The 21,991-nt window shown below is 32.8% G+C and carries 17 protein-coding genes and 1 pseudogene; all 18 read right to left on the bottom strand.

Annotated features, from left to right (window positions below):
• Positions 1-6 precede the first annotated feature (6 nt).
• Positions 7-1,017 carry a LacI family DNA-binding transcriptional regulator gene (locus THYS13_RS08975; protein WP_042834217.1) on the bottom strand — a complete coding sequence of 337 codons (1,011 nt, stop codon included), beginning with the start codon at positions 1,015-1,017 and terminating at the stop codon, positions 7-9.
• 162 nt (positions 1,018-1,179) lie between these two features.
• Positions 1,180-2,097: a Gfo/Idh/MocA family protein gene (locus tag THYS13_RS08980; protein ID WP_042834218.1), complete on the bottom strand. Its 918-nt coding sequence runs from the start codon at positions 2,095-2,097 to the stop codon at positions 1,180-1,182.
• Positions 2,098-2,115: 18 nt separating this feature from the next.
• Entirely contained in the window at positions 2,116-3,318 is a 1,203-nt protein-coding gene (locus THYS13_RS08985) for an ROK family transcriptional regulator (RefSeq protein WP_042834219.1), read from the bottom strand.
• 157 nt (positions 3,319-3,475) lie between these two features.
• Positions 3,476-4,639 carry a sugar ABC transporter permease gene (locus THYS13_RS08990; protein WP_042834220.1) on the bottom strand — a complete coding sequence of 388 codons (1,164 nt, stop codon included), beginning with the start codon at positions 4,637-4,639 and terminating at the stop codon, positions 3,476-3,478.
• The gene (locus THYS13_RS08995; RefSeq protein WP_042834221.1) at positions 4,632-6,167 is read right to left on the bottom strand and encodes a xylose ABC transporter ATP-binding protein; all 1,536 of its coding nucleotides are present in this window, start codon (positions 6,165-6,167) and stop codon (positions 4,632-4,634) included. The genes THYS13_RS08990 and THYS13_RS08995 overlap by 8 nt, the downstream gene beginning before the upstream one ends.
• Before the next feature lie 76 nt (positions 6,168-6,243).
• Positions 6,244-7,353: a D-xylose ABC transporter substrate-binding protein gene (xylF, locus tag THYS13_RS09000; protein WP_042834222.1), complete on the bottom strand. Its 1,110-nt coding sequence runs from the start codon at positions 7,351-7,353 to the stop codon at positions 6,244-6,246.
• A gap of 93 nt (positions 7,354-7,446) precedes the next feature.
• A complete protein-coding gene (gene xylB / locus THYS13_RS09005) occupies positions 7,447-8,949 on the bottom strand; it encodes a xylulokinase (RefSeq protein WP_042834223.1) in 1,503 nt (500 codons plus the stop codon).
• Between the two features lie 14 nt (positions 8,950-8,963).
• Complete coding sequence (gene xylA, locus THYS13_RS09010) at positions 8,964-10,280, bottom strand: xylose isomerase (RefSeq protein WP_042834224.1); 1,317 nt, start codon at positions 10,278-10,280, stop codon at positions 8,964-8,966.
• Between the two features lie 29 nt (positions 10,281-10,309).
• Complete coding sequence (locus tag THYS13_RS14310) at positions 10,310-10,477, bottom strand: hypothetical protein (protein WP_161485936.1); 168 nt, start codon at positions 10,475-10,477, stop codon at positions 10,310-10,312.
• A gap of 299 nt (positions 10,478-10,776) precedes the next feature.
• A complete protein-coding gene (locus THYS13_RS09015) occupies positions 10,777-11,430 on the bottom strand; it encodes a TrkA family potassium uptake protein (protein ID WP_042834226.1) in 654 nt (217 codons plus the stop codon).
• A 15-nt stretch (positions 11,431-11,445) separates the two neighbouring features.
• Positions 11,446-12,780 (bottom strand): annotated as a pseudogene (locus tag THYS13_RS09020) (TrkH family potassium uptake protein).
• A 156-nt stretch (positions 12,781-12,936) separates the two neighbouring features.
• The gene (locus THYS13_RS09025; RefSeq protein ID WP_042834227.1) at positions 12,937-13,125 is read right to left on the bottom strand and encodes a hypothetical protein; all 189 of its coding nucleotides are present in this window, start codon (positions 13,123-13,125) and stop codon (positions 12,937-12,939) included.
• Positions 13,126-13,335: 210 nt separating this feature from the next.
• On the bottom strand, positions 13,336-14,742 hold the full coding sequence (gene gndA, locus THYS13_RS09030; protein ID WP_042834228.1) for an NADP-dependent phosphogluconate dehydrogenase: 1,407 nt from the start codon (positions 14,740-14,742) through the stop codon (positions 13,336-13,338).
• 75 nt (positions 14,743-14,817) lie between these two features.
• Complete coding sequence (locus THYS13_RS13905) at positions 14,818-16,494, bottom strand: PTS system mannose/fructose/sorbose family transporter subunit IID (protein WP_082990405.1); 1,677 nt, start codon at positions 16,492-16,494, stop codon at positions 14,818-14,820.
• Between the two features lie 127 nt (positions 16,495-16,621).
• Complete coding sequence (locus tag THYS13_RS09040) at positions 16,622-17,125, bottom strand: PTS sugar transporter subunit IIB (protein WP_042834229.1); 504 nt, start codon at positions 17,123-17,125, stop codon at positions 16,622-16,624.
• Between the two features lie 20 nt (positions 17,126-17,145).
• Positions 17,146-17,556 carry a PTS sugar transporter subunit IIA gene (locus THYS13_RS09045; protein WP_042834230.1) on the bottom strand — a complete coding sequence of 137 codons (411 nt, stop codon included), beginning with the start codon at positions 17,554-17,556 and terminating at the stop codon, positions 17,146-17,148.
• A gap of 160 nt (positions 17,557-17,716) precedes the next feature.
• The gene (locus tag THYS13_RS09050; protein WP_042834231.1) at positions 17,717-20,464 is read right to left on the bottom strand and encodes a sigma 54-interacting transcriptional regulator; all 2,748 of its coding nucleotides are present in this window, start codon (positions 20,462-20,464) and stop codon (positions 17,717-17,719) included.
• Positions 20,465-20,655: 191 nt separating this feature from the next.
• Entirely contained in the window at positions 20,656-21,990 is a 1,335-nt protein-coding gene (locus tag THYS13_RS09055) for a phosphomannomutase/phosphoglucomutase (RefSeq protein WP_042834233.1), read from the bottom strand.
• Position 21,991: the final 1 nt, after the last annotated feature.

Below are 21,991 nucleotides of genomic sequence, written 5' to 3' on the forward strand. Positions count from 1 at the left end.
CCACCTTTAGCCAATATTTTTTGTGCTTTGGCGTATTATCAACTGGGGTCTAAAATTAATAATTTTTTTCTTTAACTTTTTCCCTTCTATGAGTTTTATTAACATTCGAGTAGCAGTAAGTCCCATGTCATATGCAGGCTGCCGTATAGTAGTTAATTGGGGCTCTAATATTTGTGAAAGTTGTATATCATCAAACCCTACTATTGAAATATCATCTGGTATCTTGTACCCATATGAACGTATTGTTTTGTACGCTCCATATGCCATTAAATCATTGCATGCAAAAATAGCTGTAACATTTTTATTATTACCTAACAACTTTTCAGTTCCAATTATTCCACTGTTTATCTTATAATCTCCTTCAAATATCAGCGTCTCATCCACATCCATACCATTTTCTAATAATGCTTTTTTATACCCTTCTAGTCTTTCCTTGGCACTTTTTGTATAAAGCGGTCCTGTTATACAACCAATTTTTTTATGCCCTAAATCTATGAGATGTTTTGTCGCAATGTAACCACCTTCGTAGTTATCAAGAAACACACCATAAATATCTTCAGAATCAATGCGCCTATCCATTATGACAACTGGAATACCACTTTTTATAAGGTCTGTAATATGTTCATGTTTAGGAATAGAACTGCTGGTAAATATTATACCATCGACATATTTTTCTTTTAGTGCATTTATATACTCGCTTTCTTTCTCCAAATTGTCATCTGTATTGCACAAGAAGACATTGTAACCGTAAATGTGAGCACTATCCTCTACACCACGGGCAATATCAGGAAAGAATGGGTTGGAAATATCAGGAATTATAAGGCCGATAGTTTTAGTTTTTTTAGTGACTAAGCCTCGTGCTATTGCATTAGGTTGATAACCCAATTCTTTTACTAATTGCAGAATCTTATTCCTAGTTTCTTCACTAACCCCTTCACTTTTATTGTTTATGACTCTTGATACTGTTGTAATTGATACATTCGCTAGTTTTGCAATATCTTTTATTGTTACAGCCATAAATTCATCACCTAATATTATTTTTAGTTTAACGTTTTAGTAAAACGCTTAACTATATAATAAAATAAAAATGACATTTTGTCAATAATAAAAATAAAAATTTTTTATAACTTTTCACATGATTTAATTATTTATAAAATCAGGGCTTTTTGTGCCCTGATTTTATACTGTCTTTTTTAATATTTCCTCTATAATCTCGTGAGATTTTAAAGTACATTTTAATTCGTCATTTGCATAATTCCCTTCTAATACGTTCTTTAAAAAGCTTTTTACAGCAGTCTCAAAACCTCTTCTATAAGATATAGTATCCCAGCTTTCAAAATTATGCACATATATTTTGCCATTTTCCATTATTCTTATACTTTCCATATCTTCCACAACTGCACTTTTGCCATGCCCGTGTATCTCTAACCTTTCATAATCTTTTCCACCATTTCTATGCATGACTCCTATCGCTGTAGAACTATTAGATTTTAATACTACTTCTATGGATTTTAATGAATCTCTTTCTTTTGAAATATTTACATCTATGTCATCAACATCTTTAACTATATAGCATAAAGTGTCTATTATATGAATGAAATCGTCATAAAGTGTAAACTTAACACTATTTTTGATGTCATTATTCCTATTTTTCACCATAATGCACAATTCAGGTTTTAAGCCTTCAAACAAAGCTAAGGCTTTTTGATACATAGGCGCATATCTTCTGTTAAAACCTACCTTCAAAATTATAGATTTGTCCATAGCCAAATCTATAAGTTCTTTTGTCTTGTCTATCTCTTCAGTTATAGGCTTATCAACATATACGTGAATACCGCTTTTTAGTAGTTCTTTTACTATTTCATAATGGCTATCTGTAGACGCATGTACAAAAGCACAATCTGGCTTTTGTTTTATCACAACGTCTATTTCTGTGTAAACATCACAACCATATCTTTCTTTATATTTTTGGAGCTTTTCTTTGTTTCTTCCAACAATACCTAATATATTTAGTTCATCTAAATTAAATATGAAAGGCAAATAGGCTTTATTAAAAATATTCCCTGGCCCTATAATAATTGCTTTTAATTTTCCCATGTCAACACCTCATTATAATTAAAGTCCAGGATATGCAAACAATTCAGAAATAACAAGAGATACTGCTCCAATTGCCCCCGCATGGAATTGAAGTTTGGAAGTTTTTATTTTTACTTTATAATATCTATAAACAAGACTTTTTTCCTCTACTTCTTTTAAAACTTCATTTAAAATTAAGTCATCAGCTAAAGACAAGGTATTTCCAATAATTATAAGTTCAGGATTAAAAGTATTTATAATATTTACTACACCTACTCCTAATTTTCTTCCTATTTCTTTCAAGGCTTCTAACGCCATTTTGTTCCCTTTTCGCGCATAATCGATAATATCAATAGCACTCAGTGTATAAAAGTTATTTTTGTTTATATACTCATCAGACTTTCCCATTAGCAATTGTGTATTTATGTATTCAAGCAATGCTTTTTCTGAAGCATAATTTTCCCAACATCCTGTATTGCCACACCTGCATTGATGGTCATAAATATCAATTGTCATATGTCCCATTTCTCCAGCAAGACCTACTGTGCCTCTGTATAACTCTCCATTAATTATTATTCCTGTACCAATACCAATTCCAGCACTCACATAAACAAGATTGTTATATTTGGCACCTACCCCAAACCACTTTTCTCCTATAGCTCCTACATTTGCCTCATTATCTATGTGTACCTTAATTTTGAATTTATCTTCTATAATTTGTTTAAGAGGTACATTTTCCCATTTTAAATTTGGCGCTAATAATATACTGCCTTTCTTGTAATCCACAATGCCAGGAACACCAATCCCAATTCCTAAAATTCCTCTTATTGTTTCAGGAGCATTTGAGATTGCTTCATCAATCAATTCTATCAAACGTTCAATAATCGTTTGCTGGGTTTCGCCAATTTTTACATCTATTTTCTTTTCCCAAATAACATTTGCCATCAAATCAGTTAAGACAATTAGTATATAATTTACATCTAAATCAATGCCTATTATGCACCCAGCTTTGTTATTTATGCTTAATATGATTGGCTTCCTGCCACCTTTTGATTCTCCTGGCCCCTCTTCTTTCACAAACCCTTCGTTTATAAGTTCATCAACAAGGAAAGATACAGTTGACTTGTTTAAACCTGTTATACCTGCAATTTCTGCCCTCGAAATATTGCCTTTTTTGCGAATAGTATTTAGTACTATTGATTTATTTATTTGCTTAACTAATAATTGATCCGCTGTTATCATTTCTTCACCCTTCTATTGCCATTATTATTTTCTAGTGTAAATTATACCATATTAAACTCTCGAGAAAAAATTAAAATAATTTTTTATAATTTTTTATTTTAAAAATCATATAATCTCTCCTCTAAATTTTGTATGGGTCCAAAATTTATTTAAACTGTTATTTGTTTTTAGAGATTACATCTACCCATACAGCTATAAGTAAAATCATTCCTTTTACTACAAATTGCCAAAATGGCGGTGAGTTAAGCATGCTCATTCCATTATCTATACTAGCCATAACCAGTGCACCTATTACTGCTCCAAATACAGTTCCTACACCTCCACTTAAACTAGCACCTCCAATAACACTTGCAGCGATAGCATCTAACTCTGCATTTTGCCCTGCTGACACAGATGCAGCATTCAAGGTTGATGTCAATAGTACCCCAGCAAATGCAGCAAGTAAGCCATTCAAAGCAAATAAAATCAATGTAATTTTCTTAACATCAATTCCTGATAATTTAGCAGCCTCTACATTGCCACCAATAGCATACACTCTTCTCCCAAATACCGTTTTTGATGAAATATATGAAAAAACTAACATTAATATCAATAGAATTAGTACAGATAGTGGCACCCCTATATATAAGTTTAAAATGAAGATGAATAAACCTATAAAAAATATTAAAATCGCTATCTTAAGCATATCAATCCACAAAGAAGGTAATTCCAAATTATACTTAGCTTTTGTTTTTCTACTATTTAATACCAAATAAATTACCAAAAAAACTGCTACAACTCCTAATATATATCCACTGCTAGGTGTTAAATAAGCTTGTCCAATAAATTGAAAATCTGTACTTAAAGGAGCAATAGTATACCCTTTACTTATACCAATTAAAATTCCCCTGAAAACAAGCAAGCCTGCAAGGGTAACAATAAAAGCCGGAACATTTCTATATGCTACCCACCATCCATTCCATAAGCCTAATAATATTCCTATTATCAAAGCTACAAAAATAGATACTAACCCATTCAAGTTATACCATACATTTAGTATAGCAGCTATTCCACCTGTCAATCCCAACAAAGAACCAACCGACAAATCGATTTGTCCTGCGATAATTACAAAAACCATTCCAATCGCTAATATACCAGTAACAGTTGTTTGTCTCAAAAGATTAGATATGTTTCTGGGTGTAATAAAATTCCCATCGGTAGCAACAGAAAATATAATCCATATCGCTACTAAAGCTAATACCATTGTATACAATTTTATATTTAAATTTAAACCACTAAATCTCTTTATGATATCTTTTTCTGTTTTGTCGCTTTTAATCATTATTACTTCTACCTCCTATTGCACATTGCATTATCATTTCTTGAGTTACATTTTTGTTTTCAAATTCTCCCTTCTTTTCCCCCTCATGCATTACAATTATTCTGTCGCTTATACCTAGTATTTCCGGCAATTCTGAAGAAATCATTATTATTGAAATACCTTCTTTAGCAAGCGAAAACATCAATTTATAAATCTCATATTTTGCTCCAACATCAATACCTCTTGTAGGCTCATCTAAAATTAATATTTTAGGTTTACTTAATAGGTTTTTTGCCAATACCACTTTTTGTTGATTGCCACCGCTTAAGTTTTTTACTTGTGTACTAAAATGCGATGTTTTTATATTTATCTTCTTAATATAATCTTTTACATCTAATAGTTCCTTGTTCTCATTTATTGTACCTATCAGATTTTTTTTATAATTTTCTAAATTTGATATAGTCATATTTTCTTTTACTGACATCAAACTAATAAGCCCCTCTTTTTTCCTGTCTTCCGGTACCATCGCAATACCATATTTTAATGCATCACTTGGATTTCTGATAATAATCTTCTTCCCTTCCAAATATACATCTCCTGTCCATTTTCCAGGATAAGAACCAAAAATACTCGAAACAAGCTCTGTACGTCCTGCACCAATCAAACCTGCAATTCCTAAAATTTCTCCTTTCCTAAGTTTAAAACTCACATTTTTTACTATTCTTCTGTTTTGAATTTTTGTGTCATAAACATTGAAATCTTTTACTTTAAAAAATACCTCTCCTATAAAGTGTTTTTCTCTTGGATAAAGTTGAGATAATTCTCGCCCTACCATCATACTTATAATCTTTTCTTTTGTTAAATTTTTTGCAGAATCAGTCCCTATAGTTTTACCATCCCTAATCACAGTTACAGTATCCGCAATTTCCATTACTTCATCTAATTTATGGGAAATATAGATACATGTAACTCCATTTTCTTTTAATTTCTTTAATATTTTTAGTAGAATTTCAACATCTGCTTCTGTTAGAGAAGATGTAGGTTCATCCAAGATCAATAAGCTTGCACTCTTAGATAATGCTTTCGCAATTTCCACTAATTGTTGTTGCCCAACTCCCAAATTTTTCACTAACGTGTTAGGATCAATATCTAAATTAAATTGTTGTAAGATTTTTTTAGCATTAATGTACATTTGGTCAAAATCTACTATTCCATTTTTATTCGGCTCATTGCCCATAAAAATATTCTCTTTTACTGAAAGCTCCTTAATTAAAGCTAATTCTTGATATATAATAGCTATACCTTTTCTTTCAGCATCTCTAATTGAGTGTAAAATCAATTTTTCACCATTATAAAATATTTCGCCAGAATAAGTACCATAAGGGTATACACCACTCAATATTTTCATCAATGTAGATTTACCAGCACCGTTTTCTCCACAAAGAGCATGGATTTCACCTCTTTTTACCTTGAAAGAAACATTATCCAATGCTCTAATTCCTGGAAATTCTTTTGTAATATTGTACATTTCCAATATATATTCACTCATAAAAACCCTCCAATTGCAGTTTTCCTTTAAATCTTGGAATAAGTAGGGGAAGAGATTCTTCCCCTACTTAATTTATTTACTGTTTTGGCCATTGATCTTTGGGAACATTTTTGTAAACATCTTCTAATTTCTGGAATCCGTCTTTTATAACTGTATCTACCATATTACTCTTATCTACTGCAATAGGAGTTAACAACATGGAAGGTACATCTATTTTCCCATTATTCACTGTACCATTAGTTTCTACTTTTTCTCCTTTCGCCATAGCAACTGCCATTTCAGCTGCTTTTGTAGCTTCCAATACAATTGGTTTGTATACAGTCATTGTCTGTTTTCCTTCTACAATCAATTGGCAATTAGCTAAGTCGGCGTCTTGCCCAGAAATTGGAATTTTGCCAGCTAATCCTTGCTCTTCTAAAGCCCTAATTGCCCCTAATGCAGTACTATCGTTCGCATCAACTACTGCATCAATCTTATTATTATTAGCAACTAAAGCATTCTGCATAATTTTATAAGCCTCATTAGTATCCCAATTTTTAGCCCATTGTTCTCCTACAATTTTAATATCCCCCTTGTCAACTAATGGCTTTAATACTTTCATCTGCCCTTCATAAAATAGTTTTGCATTATTATCTGTCGGAGAACCTTCAAGCAAGAAATACCTACCCTTAGGTACTAATTTAGTAATCGCTTCAGCTTGTAATTCTCCAACTTTAACATTATCAAAAGAAACATAATAATCAAGATCAGAATTCATTATTAATCTATCATAAGCTAAAACCTTTACACCTGCTTTATGTGCTTCTTCCACTATAGGCGCAATAGCACTACCATCAGTCGGAAGTATAACTAAAACTTTTATCCCTTGAGCAATTAAATTTTGGCATTGTGAATATTGCAATTGTGAATCACTATTGGCAGACTGAACTAATACTTCTGCCCCTAATTCTTGTGCTTTTTTCACAAATAAATCTCTATCTTTTTGCCATCTTTCTAACGCCAAATTGTCCATGCTAAATCCTATTTTTATTTTTTCTGGGGCTTTTGTCGATTCGTTAGAAGATGGAGTTGTAGAAGAACTATTTGGTTGATTATTCTGTGTAGTAGCACACCCAGAAAGAACAATTCCTAAAACAAACATAGCCACAAACATCAAAACAATTTTTCTAGAAAATTTCCATGACATACTTATTCCCCTCCTCAAAATAATATATTTTTATAATATTAATATTTTTGCTGTAAAAGGTTTTTGTCTTGTGATATTTTTGGACACCCCCTTTTAACCATTTTTTGAGATTCTTTTAAATGTATTTTTTAGTAAGTAATACAAGTCCTTGTAGATAGCATATATTTCATCATATTTACTTACATTTTCTCCTATTGGGTAAACACTATCAGTCACTTTGATGAGTGTACTACATGCCTCCTCAACATCTTTAAATATTCCATATCCCACTGCTGCCATTATTGCTGCGCCAAAAGCTGGTCCTTCAGTAGCATTTACCATGTCTACTCTGACACCAAAAATGTCTGCAAGTATTTGTCTCCACAACACACTTTTTGCACCGCCACCGCTTACTCTGACTTCATTTACCGGTATATTGAGTTCTTTTATTATCTCAAGTGAGTCTCTGAGCCCAAATGCTACACCTTCAAGTATTGCTCTTGTCATGTGTTCTCTCTTGTGAGTCATGTTTAATCCTATAAAACTTCCTCTTGCATAAGGGTCACTATGTGGAGTCCTCTCACCCATGAGATAAGGCAGAAATATTAATCCACCACTGCCCGGTGTCACTTTTTCTGCTTCTTCTAAAAGCTTTTCATACGTTATAGAAGAACCATTAAAGTTGATTATGTTATCTATCCACCATTTTAAACAAGCGGCTGCTGAGAGCATTACTCCCATTACATGCCATTTGCCATTAGCGTGACAGAAAGAGTGTAACCTATTTTCTCCATCTACCACATATTTATCTTGACTTGCAAATACAACTCCTGAAGTTCCAAGTGCAACTGATACTATGCCACTTTTTACTGTTCCTGTCCCTACTGCTCCACTTGCTTGATCTCCTCCTCCGCCTACAACTATTGTCCCTTCTTTTAGTCCTGTTATATCCGCTGCATCTTTTGTGACATATCCAGTTACCTCCGTAGATTCATAACATTTTGGCATCCAATTATAAGGTATGTCCAATATATCTAACATCTCTTTTGACCATTTTCTGTTTTCTACATCAAACAATAAGGTACCTGATGCGTCTGATACGTCTGTTGCATATTCACCTGTCAATTTGAATCTGATGTAATCTTTAGGCAAAAGTATATGATGAATTTTTTTATATATGTCATGACGGTGTTTTCTTACCCACAATATTTTAGGTGCTGTAAATCCTGTTAATGCTTTGTTCCCTGTATATTTTGTCAATCTTTCTTTGCCTAATATTTGGGTAATATAATCACATTCCTCTTGCGTCCTTTGGTCATTCCAAAGTATAGCAGGCATTAGTACATTGTTGTTCTCATCTAAAAGTACAAGCCCATGCATTTGTCCACTTAAACCTATGCCTTTTATATCATCATTTTTTACACCAGTTTTGATTATTAACTCGCGTATCCCATCTTTTGTGGCATTCCACCAGTCTTCAGGATTTTGTTCTGACCAGCCTGGCTGAGGGTAATATACTGGATATTCTTTTGATGTGCTTCCTATTACATTTCCCTTTTCCTCTATTAAAATTATCTTTACAGCTGATGTACCCAAATCTATCCCAAGAAAATACATATTTTAGCCCTCCGTCATTCACTAAATAAATACTGATTTAATACTGCCTCTAACAACTCTTGCTTGCCTGATTTGTTCTCAATCTTTGGATTGTTTAATGCATATTCTTCAAGAGTTTTAAAGTTCGCTTTTCCACTTACTATCTCTGCTCCTATGCCTTCTCGATAACTTTTGTATCTTTCTTCTATAAATCTATCAAATACACCATCTTTAACAAGCTTATAGGCTACTTTAAATCCTTTTGCAAAAGCATCCATTCCTGCAATATGTCCTAAAAATAGGTCTTCTGGTTCAAATGAAGCACGTCTTACTTTTGCATCAAAGTTAAGTCCTCCTTTGTCAAAACCACCCATCTTAATGACTTCATACATTGCAAGGGTTGTCATTCGTATATCTGTTGGAAATTGGTCTGTATCCCATCCTAAAAGCATATCTCCCATATTTGCATCTATAGAGCCTAACATATTGTTAATTCTTGCATATCTTAATTCATGTTGAAAGTCATGTCCTGCAAGTGTGGCATGGTTTGCTTCTATGTTTAATTTGAAGTATTTATCAAGGTCATGTTTCTTCAAAAATGCATATACGTTCGCTGCGTCAAAATCGTATTGGTGTTTTGTCGGTTCCTTTGGTTTTGGCTCAATTAAAAGCTGCCCTTCAAATCCTATCTCTTTTGCATATTCTACTGCCATGTGCAAAAATCTTGCGAGGTTATCAAGTTCCAATTCCATATCTGTATTGAGTAGTGTTTCATATCCTTCTCTTCCGCCCCAAAATACATAGTTCTGTCCTCCAAGTTCTTTTGTTATTTCAAGTGCTTTTTTTACTTGGGCTGCTGCATATGCAAATACGTCTGCATTACAGGAAGTTGCTGCTCCATGTACAAATCTCGGATTTGAAAAAAGATTTGCTGTACCCCATAATACTTTTGTTTTGCTCGTCTTTAAATAATCTTTAATCATTGCAACTATTGTATCTAAATTTTTGTTCGTCTCTCTTAAATTTTCCCCTTCTGGAGCTATATCTCTGTCATGAAAACAGAAAAACGGTACGTCAAGCTTTTCAAAAAATTCAAAAGCTGCCTCTACCCTCGCCTTAGCAATATCCATAGGATCACTTAGATGATTCCATGGTCTTTGCATTGTAGGTGCTCCAAATGGATCTGTCCCATTGGCTGTAAATGTATGCCAGTACGCTACTGAAAAACGCAAGTGTTCTTTTAAAGGTTTCCCATCTATTATTTCATCAGGATTGTAAAATTTGAATGCATATGGATTATTAGATTTTGGTCCTTCATATTGAATCTTTGGTACATTTTTGAAAAATTCCATCTTATTTTCTCCTCCCTCTTAAATTCTATTTAAAATTCTGCTCCAAACGCTATGCAATATATGTCCTTTCCTTCACTAGATAATATCCCTTTTATATTGTGCACATTATTTTCATTTATCTCATTTGGGTAATGGTATTCATAGCCATCAATAAAATCACCTAATCCTTTAAAAACTCTTTCTGTTCTTTCCTCCATTGTCTCATTTGAAAGCTCCGTGTGGTATCCTGCAGGAACGAATCTTGTAGCAGCAGGGCCAAATGCCCATATTCCAACACTGTTTTTTTAATTTTCTTTTCATTTATATAACCACTCCTATAGTTTATTGGCTCAACAAACTTATATTATATATATTCTACACTGATTCAAAAAATCCTTCTTTTTTGACCAAAAAATTTTAAAAAATAATTGGTAATTTATTGAGCTATTGTAAAAAATAAAGCCATGGAGTGTTATATAAATCTCCAATGGCTTTATTCATCTCACTTTCTTAGAATCTACATTTTTATCTCGAATTTCTTAATGTCTGTATTTTTGCCGCAAACAGCCAATACATCACCTTCATCAACCACATAGTCCGGTCCTGGTGATAGTATAATCTCATCATTCAACTTTTTTGCCGCTATGACATTTAATCCATATTTTTCTCTCATGTTTATATCCCTTAATGTTTTATGAAACCACTCTTCAATTGGAAGAATTTCTGCTATGCTGTATTCCTTAGAAAACTCAATAAGTTCTAATAAATTGCTTGAAAAAATATTTCTGGCAACCCTTATACCCATATCTTTTTCAGGCATTACAACTCTATCTGCTCCAACCTTATAAAGAACTCTTGCGTGTAATTCATTGTGAGCTTTTGCTACTACATATTTTACACCCATCTCTTTGACCAACATTGTTACCATAATACTTGATTCCATATTACTCCCTATAGCTATTACAGCCACATCAAAGTTTTTAACACCAAGTGACTTAAGTACATTCTCATCAGTAGCATTGGCCTGTACTGCATGAGTTACCAAGCCAGTCATCGATTGTACTAGCTCTTCATTCTCATCTATAACCAGTACATCATTGCCCATTTCATATAAAGTCTTAGCCAGACTTATACCAAAACTCCCCAATCCGATAACAATAAACTGTTTCACATTCTCACCTCTGTTTTAGCCTACCATAATTTTTTCTTCAGCGTACTTCATAATAGGTTTAGGTTTTTTCTGTCTTTGTGCCAATGCTCACGCCAATGTTAAAGGACCAACTCTGCCAGTATACATTGTAAATATTATAATAATTCTGCCCACTGTAGTCAATTGAGGTGTAAGTCCAAGTGATAATCCTACAGTGCCAAAAGCTGAGGTTGTCTCGTATAACAAGGTCAAAAAGTCGTATGTTTCACTAATAGATAAAACCATAGTAGCAGAAAAAACAATAAAAATACTTATGAAAAATATAGCTACAGCTCTATAGACTGTGTTTCTGCTAATAGTACGCTTATAAAGTGCTGTCTCTTCTTCGCCCTTTATAACTGATAATACAGTATATAGTATAACTCCAAAAGTAGTTGTCTTGATACCTCCACCTGTTCCAGCAGGGGAAGCTCCAATAAACATTAGTATTATTGTCAAAAATTTAGACGCTATAGTCATGTCAGAAAGCGATAGCGTATTAAAACCTGCTGTTCTGGGTGTCACAGCTTGAAATAATGAGGCAAGTATCTTAGTAGGAAAGTCCAGCGGTTTTAATGTTTTGGAATTATTGTACTCAAATAAAAATATAAATAGTGTTCCAGCAGCAATCAAAAACAATGTAATAGTTATAACAATTTTTGAATGCAATGTAAATTTATTAAAATGTCTATGTTCGTATATATCAAGCAAAACGTAAAATCCTAATCCACCAAATATTATCAAACCCATTATGACCAGGTTTACCACCCAGTCAGATACATAACCCGTTAGACTCTTAAAGTTACCCATAAGATCAAAGCCTGCATTATTAAATGCAGAAATAGAATGGAAAAAGCCATAATACACTGCTTTTTTTAATCCCATCTGTGGTAAAAATCTCAGAGTCAATATAACTGCCCCAATACTTTCAAATAAAAAAGAAAACATTAATATATACCTAGAAAATTTCACAATGCCCCCAAGACTATTTGTATTGAAAGCTTCTTGCATCACCAATCTCTCTTTAAAGGTAATTCTCCTACCAAGGATCAACGCGAAAAGCGTTGACATGGTCATAATACCTAAACCGCCAACTTGTATCAGCAGCATTATCACTATCTGCCCAAAAGTAGACCAATAAGTTTTCGTGTCAACAACTGTAAGGCCTGTAACACATGTGGCTGATGTAGATGTAAAAAGTGCAGTTAGAAAATCTGCGCCTTCTCCACTTTTAGTTGCCACAGGTAACATCAGCAATAAAGTTCCAATTAATATAATAGCTGCAAATCCTAAAGCAAGTACTTGAGTAGGTGTCAGCTTTATTTTTATTATAAAAAATCACCTTCCTATGGAGAAAAGGCCTTTTAAGGCCTTTATCGGGTTTTACTGATAAAATGTTTAAAGCAAAAAGATTTAACGTTTAAATTATAACAAATTACTATCATCGAGTCAATCAGTCTACTTCTTTTCATTTAGTATTCCTTTCAGTTATAAAGCCATGGAGAAGTTACTCGATGGCCAGTTTGTTGACAAAGTTAAAAAATATTCAAAGGAGATATTTTGCATCGTCGCTCCGATGTTCCAAAGCGACAAAACTAAAGCTCGACCTTCAGGTTCCGGCAGGGTACCGGGCACAATCGGCATCCATGCCTTAAGGTGCCCGCCTTCGCCATCCATGGCTTCGGCCCTGCCTCCACCCTCGGTCTTACTAAGTTTCCCGGCACTCAAGTAAGTATGCTTGTTTTTTCTATTTTTGTTTTATAAACTTTCTTACTTGAGTGCCAGGTCGCTTTGTAACAAGTCGCTCCTTATGCAAAATATCTCCTTTACGAAAGTTTGTCTACAGTCTGAGCCATGGAGAAGTTACTCCATGGCTTTAATAAAATTTTATTGCTCCCACTCTGTGTGGAATATTCCTTCTTTATCGACCCTTTCGTAAGTATGAGCTCCAAAAAAGTCCCGTTGAGCTTGAATAATATTTGCCGGGAGATTCTCTTCTGTTAAAGCAAAATAATAATCAAGTGCAGAATTTATTGTCATGAGAGGTATTCTGTAATTTTTCCCAATTTCTGCAACTTTATAGACGGAATTTAATTTATCTTTAATAAAGTCTATAGACTTATCACTATGCAAAAGATTTGCATATTCCTCATTTTCTCTAATGATATCCCTTAAAAAATCTAGAATTTCGGCCCTTATAATACAGCCTCCTTTCCAAATTCTTAATATTTCGCTAAGTTCTACTCCATAATTATATTTTTTTGAAGCTTCATAAATGAGCCATAATCCCTGTGAAAAAGACATGAATACTCCAAAAAGCAGCGCTTTCTTTAAATGCTCTATTATTTCTTCTTTATTCACAGAGATTGTATTCTTTTCTTTCGAATATAATTTTGATAAAATCTTTCTCTCTTCTTTATAGTGAGAAATAATTCTGGCTTCTACCGCCAAATTCAATGTTGGCGTAGGAATCCCTAAATCCAAAGAAGTTTGAGCAGTCCACTTCCCAGTACCCTTTTGTTCTGCTTTATCCAAAATGTAGTCTATCAAAAACCCTCCTGTCTCCTTGTCTTTATATCTCATAATCTTATAAGAAATTTCCATTAAATAGGAATTAAGTTCTTCCTTATTCCATTTTTCAAAGACATCGCCTATTTGTTCATTAGTTATATTCAATACCTTTTTCATAAAATCATATACTTCAGCAATTAACTGCATAATAGCATATTCAATACCATTATGAACCATTTTCACAAAATGACCTGCAGAATCGTTTCCTACATATGTGCAACATGCTCCATTTTCAGTTTTTGCAGATACTTTTAAAAGTACATCTTTTATTATATCATATGCTTCTTTTGTCCCTCCTGGCATTAAAGATGGACCATGTAATGCTCCATATTCTCCACCTGAAATCCCCATCCCTAAAAATAAAATTCCCTTCTCTGACAAATACTTTAATCTTCTAGAAGTATCTCTAAAATTAGAATTACCACTATCTACCACAAGGTCTCCAGGTTCTAAATACGTCAAAAGTTCATTAATCATATTATCTACCGGTTCCCCGGCTTTTATCATTAATATAATTTTTCTCGGTCTTTCCAAGCTTTCTACAAAATTTTTTAAAGCATAAAAAGGATAAATTTTTTCATCTTTTACTTTTCCCTCAATAAATTTCTTCGTTTTCTCTTCTGTCCTGTTGTACACTGAAACACTATAACCATTTCTGGCCATGTTCAAAACAAAGTTTTGCCCCATTACCGCAAGTCCTATTAGACCTACATCATTCTTCATTTTTACTCCCTCCAACTAGTCAAGTTTTTAAACATCGATTCCACCCTTATTTTGGGTGGAATCGTTTGATAAGAATTATAGGATTCCTATCCAACCTAAAATGAAGAATATAACTACCATCCATCCAAGAACTTTTAGAACCTTTAATCCTTTCTTGGTAAAATACCAATATACCAGCAATACGGTAAGAAGCGGCAACATACCTGGGAGTATTTTATCTAATATTGCTTGCAATTCAAATGCTTTTCCAGAAATTGTCCATTTAAGAGGAGTAGAAATTGATACATATGAGCTTGTTAATACACCCATCATAAAAAGTCCTAAGGTTGAAAGACCTGTAATAAGGGCTTTTAATTTTTCTCCTCCAAGTAACACGTTTACTGACTCCCTACCTAGTCTATACCCAAGTCTTAAGAAATAATAACCATAAGTATAAGTAATTACTGGGAAGAGAATTAACGGGAATAATGCTCCCATCGCACTACCTGACTTTGCCCAAGGAAGCGCAATTGCTATTAATAAATACATAATCGTAGACCATTCTACAGAATCACCAATACCTGCTAACGGTCCCATTAAACCAACTTTTGTAGCATTAATGATATTGGGATCAGGAGCTTCTTTCCCTTCGGCAATAGCTCTTGCTCTTTGTTCTTCAAGTGAAAGAGTAATTCCTAAAATTGGTGCTCCACCCCACGTTCCCTGAGTGTTGAAAAATACAAGATGTCTCTTATAAGCCTCTTTTAATTCATTTAAATTGTTCTTATATAATTTTCTTAGAACAGGCATTATACTCCATTGGAACGCTAAAGCTTGCAATCTTTCAAAAGAATGTGGAACTTCTGTGGTAAGCCACCATCTAAACCAGGTAGATTTCAAGTCTTTTTCTGTAACTTTTATATCGCTGTTGGAGATTGTGGTATCCATTTTTCTGCGGGTATCATTATCTTCGCTATTTTTTGTCTCATAATCTGCATTTGTATTATTTTCAAAAACATTTTTATAATATAGAATCACATATATATATGCTGCAATTCCTCCAAAGATAGCGTAGATAAGCGCATTTACATTAAGAGGTTTCAATATTAAAGAGGCAAAATATGCAAGAAGATAAAATACCATTAATTCTCTACGCCCAATTACTGCTAATGTTAACGCAATACCTAGAGCAGGTAAACTTCCTCCAACAACAGTTAAAGCATGTAACACACTTTGAGGTATTGTTTTTAAAAATGAATCTATTAAAGGTGCTCCATAGTAAACTGCAACAAACACTGAAGGGAAAAATAAAACCATTGTTATAATAGTAGTTAGAACTACAGATGCAAAGGTAATACCTCTATCATTTAATTCCTCAGCTAATCTATCAACCCAGTGAGTTATAAGAGAGTTAATAAAAAACCTAAAACTTACTAAGTATGCTGCTAAAAGACCTACTGGCACTGCCACAGCAATAGACTGCTCTGGTGTCATTCCTGATGCCAATGCCACAGGAACTGCTACAGCAGTTGCAACAACTGTTTCACTTGGTGTTGTACCTCCAGGTGCAATAATACCCATATAAACCAATTGTATTGTTGCTGCTATAACCATTGCTTGAGGTACATTACCCATAATAAGTCCAACTACAAATCCAGTTCCTACAGCCGTAAAACGAAGAAAACCAGATAAAGTATAACCAATAATTCTTGACTCTACTACAGCTACCCATGCAGCTATTAACGCAGCTTGCAAAACGGTTATTTGACCCATAAACTATTACCCTCCTTTTAGAAATTTTTTATTTAAAACGATCCACTATAACAATTTAAAAACTTGAATAATATTGAAGCTATTCTTTTTTAATAGAGCATATACATTGTTATAGTGAATCAAAATTTTATTTCAACTGCGGAAAATACTTTTCTATAACAGTATTTATACTTAGCTTTTCACTATCTGGCACCATTTGTAAATATATCTCTATGCCAAAATTCCGGTGTAAATTCCATAAAATCTCTGCTTCTTGAGAATTTAAATTTACACTTTGTGTTATAGCTTTTTTGTCTGGCATCTTTGCAACACCACCAATATTGAGAGTTTTAATAGGAATTCCTTCTTTTATCGTTCTTTCTATCGTTTGAATGTCCTTAAAAAGTAAGAATACCTTTTCATCAATGTTAGCTTTTTGATTCCATTCCTTTAATGCGGTATCAACACTTACCACTTTTACTTTTACACCTGGCGGTGCAGCCATCGTATAAATGTTTTTCATAAAATTGTCAACAGCTAAACTATCATCTACAATCACAATGGAAGCTCCTGGAAATCCTTTCATCCATCTTGTCATTATTTGACCATGAATCAATCGGTCATCGACTCTTGCAAATACTACTTTCCACATGCTCTTCCTTCCTTTCTTCTCTAAAACTTAAGTGAACTTTTTTCTATTACTTTAATTCCATCAACAGCTGACTTGTGAATATTTTTTAATAATTCATCAATATCATACATATTAATAGATGATAATAATTCTATCAGCATAGGCATATTAATTCCTGTTATAACTTTTACATCATAGTTTTTCATAACATAAAGCGCGATATTGAATGGACTTCCCCCAAATAAATCTACAGCAATTATCACTTCTTTATTTTCTTTTTGCTTTTCCCTAACAATTTTTTCAACTTCACTCTTCAAAATTTCAATATTATCTCCTAAATTAAGTCCTAACACCTGAATATTTTCTTGTTTTCCCATAATAACTTCTATTCCATCTAACAACCCTTTTCCAAAACTCCCATGCGTAATAATTAATACGAATTTTTCTTTCACCAATATACACCTTCTTTGAAATAATTTTATGCAACTTTTATAAAATTTTTTTATTTATACTATGTTACTTAAAATTTTAGTTGTTTACTATGAATATAACGCAAAAAGCATGCCAAATAGTGTACTAACTATTTAGCATGCTTTTATTATTTACCATTATTTAAATATTTAATCCTTCTATTCTGTCCTTTATCAAGTCATATATAAACCCTATTTCCGTCGTCGGTATATCCACTTTATAAGTTTCCTCTATGACACTAAAAGATGATTTAACAAAATCTATGAACTGTCTATGACACTGTTCAAATTCTTCTAAATTACTGTAAGAGGTTATTGGTTCTTTCATCACTAGCCTTTCAATCATTACACTGACATGTATATACAAACTAATTTTCAAATCATTGGAAAATCTAACTCCAATAAATCTTTCTAAGTCCAAAATAGCTTTTTCCACTTGATCAATTATTTTATCAGGGTTTAATATAGTCAAGTGATGTAATACATTTTGTAAAGAAAAAAGTCGGACTATCGTTTGATTGATTTGCTGTATAGTTTCATCGTCGACAATACCTCTTAATATTTTACTTAACAAGACATCTCCTTTGCCAGCAATTAAATCTTCTAAAGACAAATAGGGTATCTCTTTTATTCCAGGGTCTGCTGTTCCAATGATTAGTTTAACATTAAAATTTTTGAATATCTCATCTTTTATTCCATTCCCTTTTAGCCTACTGTAGTCATATGGAATAATCTCAATATCTTCATTTGTAAAACATTCTTTTAAAAGGTCTTTTATTTTCACTGCTGTACCGATTCCTGTTACGCAAGTTGTTAGAATGGCATTTTCTCTATTTTTTTGAAATTTGATGAATCTATAACTGCTGCTATTTTTCTGTATGGCCTCTGTTACAATTTGCTCTAAAGGTTGATTTTGCAATATTCTATTCCCAACGTCTAAAGCCAATTGAGTAGTAATATTATTAATAATTGCTATGTCTCCATCTACAATGTCAGTTAAAGACTTGTATATCTCCTCTAAAGAACCCATGTCTACTAATATAATAATCCCTTTGGAGGTATCTATATTTTTTAAATAATCTTGAACTTTTAGCATAATCTCTTGTGTCGACATCTCAATTGGCATATCAAAAGCTTCAAAAACAAACTGTCCCAAAAGCCTATTGGCGACACTAGCTATGCTACTGGCAGTTGAATAACCATGGGCTATTATTATAGAATTTATGAGATTTGTATTGTCACTTTTATTTAAGCTTTTAATATAAAGTGTAAAATAAATTACAGCTATTTGGTTGAGCTTGACGTCCAGGTTAACTTCAATAAGTTCTACCATTTTGTTAGCTACTATAAATTCTTTTGGGAAAACATTTTTTAACACTCTTAATACCATTGTTATATTTTCAGAATACTTCTCGTAAGTTACATCGCTTAATAAATAATTAATAAAATGAGTCAACACTAAAACTGAATTACCATAATATTTAATTCCGTACATATTTTGTATTATATTTAACACATTTTCTATTACATTTTTAATAGCATTGAAAACTATTGAATCTATATAGGTATTGTCGTTTTTAAAAATTATTTTATCTGTAAACTCATTTAAATAAATCAAAGCATCTTTTTTAAAACTGTCAGCATTTATTTCCCTACTACTATATTTCTCAAATAGCACAAATATTTTGCTTACTACTTCATATACATCTTTATTGTCTTCTTTGTCCCATATCAAATCTTCATCTTTTCTATTATGAGAAATTAACATTCCGTTAAAATGAAAATTACTTTTTATTATATCTAAATCGGCCTGCATTTCTCTTGGTAGGTCATATAGATGGATTCGCAATATATTTGTTTTCTCTCTTATGACATGGTTATAGGCTTGAGCACAGCTGTATTTTATGACATTTATAAGTTTGCCAATGTTGCCAGAAATTTTGGTTTTAAGAAGTACATTAAGGACTTGTTTGCTTATTAAAATATCCATTCCCAGATTTTTGGCCTCATTTTTGTAAAAGTTATAGATAAGTTGTAACCTTTCATGTAAAGGCCTATCATAGAGAGATGGAATGTTTACAACTAATGGTATCCTTCTTAAAAAAGTCTTTGTAAGAGTTTGCTCAGGGTCTTCAGTTGTGGCAAAGATAAACCTTACTTTTGCTGTCCTCCAATTGCCTGTCTCACCAAGTCTTCTAAATATGCCTTTGTCCAAAAATAGAAACAGTTTTTCCTGCCCTTCTGGCGGCAGTCTGTGAACTTCATCTAAAAATAAATACCCGCCGTCTGCTTCCTCTAAAAGGCCCGGCTTATCTCTATCCGCCCCTGTAAATGCTCCTTTCACATAGCCAAAAAGGTTTGCGGAAAGTAGTTCAGGATTATTGGCATATTCAGCACAATTAAATATTACATAAGGAGCATTTTCATCTATAGCACCAATAGATTTAGCATATTCGTAAATAAGCTGCGCAATATAGCTTTTACCTACTCCTGTATTTCCAATTAGCAAAATAGGTAGTCCATTGGGAGGATAAGAAGCCGCTGATTTACATAATTTCACTTGTGTTTTAAGACTGCCGTTATATCCTATAAGCTTTGTAAAAGGGTCATCGTTTGAAACCTTTACAGTTGAATCCAAGGTTTTAGTCGTTTCTTTGAATTCTTTTGCTTTCTTTTCATAAACTTCTTTGTCTAAAAAATAGACTGGCCTTGTGTTTATTTTTATTATTTTGCCTTCTTTATAAAGTTCATTTAATAAATGGCTTGCGACGTTTCTCTTTAAATTCAATTTTTTGGCAATTTCTTGAGCAGTCAATCCCTTCTTTTCTTTAATATTTATATCTTTTGACAAATCCTTTATTAAATTAAAAACCCTCTCTTTGTTTGTCAAGGATGGTCTCCCCTTTAAGGCGAATTAGTAAACTATCGCACACCTCCATACTGTATTTATAAAAAGTATACCACAGAAAAGTAAAAATTTTTATAGGAAAGTTAAGCTAATATAAAATATCCTCCCCTGTTTTATTTGCCCTTCAAAGCAGAGGAGGGAAAATTAAAGCTCTTTTTTACCTATTTTTGATTTTACCTGATCCAATCTTTTAATTCAGGTATAGCATCAGAAAATATATCTTTTATTTTTCTTAAATCCTCATTCGTGTCTCCCTCAAATCTCATGGTAATTACTGGCTCTGTAACAGATATCCTAATTAATCCCCATCCATTAGGAAATATCACTCTTACTCCATCTAATGTATCAATAGGGTATTCTTTAAACTTTTCTTTTACGCTATTTAAAAGTTCTTCTTTATCTTCATAAGGATAAGGAATTCTAATATCAGGAGTTATATAGTAATCAGGAATTTGGTTTGCTAACTCTGATAACTTTTTGTTTTTTTTATCAATAATCTCACCCATTAACAAGGCTGCATAAATTCCATCATCTCCTCCTAATTCTCTAAAAAAGTAGTGACCACTAATTTCTCCTGCCATTATAGCATTTTGAATAAGAAAATTTCGCTTTATAAAAGCATGCCCAGATTTTTCTCTTATAGCTGTTCCTCCTAATTTTGTTATTTCTTTTTCTACAACAGTTGAACATTTATGATCGTAAACAATTTTACCTGCCCCATCTTTTTTAAATAAATACTTTGCAAAAATTATAATCCCTTTTTCACTAGATAAAACTCTCCCTTCTTCATCTACAAACGCTACTCTATCTCCATCTCCATCAAAAGCAACACCAAAATCTGCATTTGACTCAACAACTTTTTTCTTTAGATATTTTAGATTTTCTTCTATTGCAGGATTAGGTTCCCGATGAGGAAAATTACCATCCATCTCACAAAAAAGAGGCTCTACATCGTATCCTAAATTTGTAAAAAGTTTAATTGCTGTAGGTCCACAAACTCCATTTCCTGCATCAATGACAACTTTTAATCTCTTTGTAATAGGATGAAAAAATCTTAATATATACTTTTCATATTCTTCAAGCATCGGTTTAGTTATTAATTCTCCTTTACCATCTCTATATTTCTTTATTTTTGTCAATTTTTCAAGATCCTCTATATCTTCTTCCCGCACAGGTAAATCCCCAAAAATTATTTTAAATCCATTATATTTTGAAGGATTATGAGAAGCTGTCACCATTACTCCTCCATAGGTATTTAAATGCCGCTTTGCAAAGTAAAAAGCAGGAGTAGGTAGTGTCCCTATATCAATTACTTTACTTCCACTTAAAATTAAACCTTCTATTATCTTTTTCTTTAAAGAAGGAGTACTTAACCTTACGTCTCCCCCTACAACTACGTCTTTTCCCTCAATCATTGTGCCAAAAGCCCTACCAATTTCAAAAGTTTTTTCTTCATCAAGGTCTTCTTTATAAATACCTCTGATATCGCAAGCTTTAAAAATACTCATA

This window comes from Thermoanaerobacter sp. YS13 (assembly GCF_000806225.2).
Classification (GTDB): Bacteria; Bacillota; Thermoanaerobacteria; order Thermoanaerobacterales; family Thermoanaerobacteraceae; genus Thermoanaerobacter; species Thermoanaerobacter uzonensis.

Coding starts and splice junctions, on each gene's coding strand:
- THYS13_RS09040 (WP_042834229.1), bottom strand. CDS start 17,125: ATGTGGAAAGTAGTATTTGCAAGAGTCGATGACCGATTGATTCATGGT.
- THYS13_RS08975 (WP_042834217.1), bottom strand. CDS start 1,017: ATGGCTGTAACAATAAAAGATATTGCAAAACTAGCGAATGTATCAATT.
- xylF (WP_042834222.1), bottom strand. CDS start 7,353: ATGTCATGGAAATTTTCTAGAAAAATTGTTTTGATGTTTGTGGCTATG.
- xylB (WP_042834223.1), bottom strand. CDS start 8,949: ATGTATTTTCTTGGGATAGATTTGGGTACATCAGCTGTAAAGATAATT.
- THYS13_RS08995 (WP_042834221.1), bottom strand. CDS start 6,167: ATGAGTGAATATATATTGGAAATGTACAATATTACAAAAGAATTTCCA.
- THYS13_RS13905 (WP_082990405.1), bottom strand. CDS start 16,494: ATGGGTCAAATAACCGTTTTGCAAGCTGCGTTAATAGCTGCATGGGTA.
- THYS13_RS08985 (WP_042834219.1), bottom strand. CDS start 3,318: ATGATAACAGCGGATCAATTATTAGTTAAGCAAATAAATAAATCAATA.
- xylA (WP_042834224.1), bottom strand. CDS start 10,280: ATGGAATTTTTCAAAAATGTACCAAAGATTCAATATGAAGGACCAAAA.
- THYS13_RS09025 (WP_042834227.1), bottom strand. CDS start 13,125: ATGGATGGCGAAGGCGGGCACCTTAAGGCATGGATGCCGATTGTGCCC.
- THYS13_RS08990 (WP_042834220.1), bottom strand. CDS start 4,639: ATGATTAAAAGCGACAAAACAGAAAAAGATATCATAAAGAGATTTAGT.
- THYS13_RS14310 (WP_161485936.1), bottom strand. CDS start 10,477: ATGGAGGAAAGAACAGAAAGAGTTTTTAAAGGATTAGGTGATTTTATT.
- THYS13_RS08980 (WP_042834218.1), bottom strand. CDS start 2,097: ATGGGAAAATTAAAAGCAATTATTATAGGGCCAGGGAATATTTTTAAT.
- gndA (WP_042834228.1), bottom strand. CDS start 14,742: ATGAAGAATGATGTAGGTCTAATAGGACTTGCGGTAATGGGGCAAAAC.
- THYS13_RS09055 (WP_042834233.1), bottom strand. CDS start 21,990: ATGAGTATTTTTAAAGCTTGCGATATCAGAGGTATTTATAAAGAAGAC.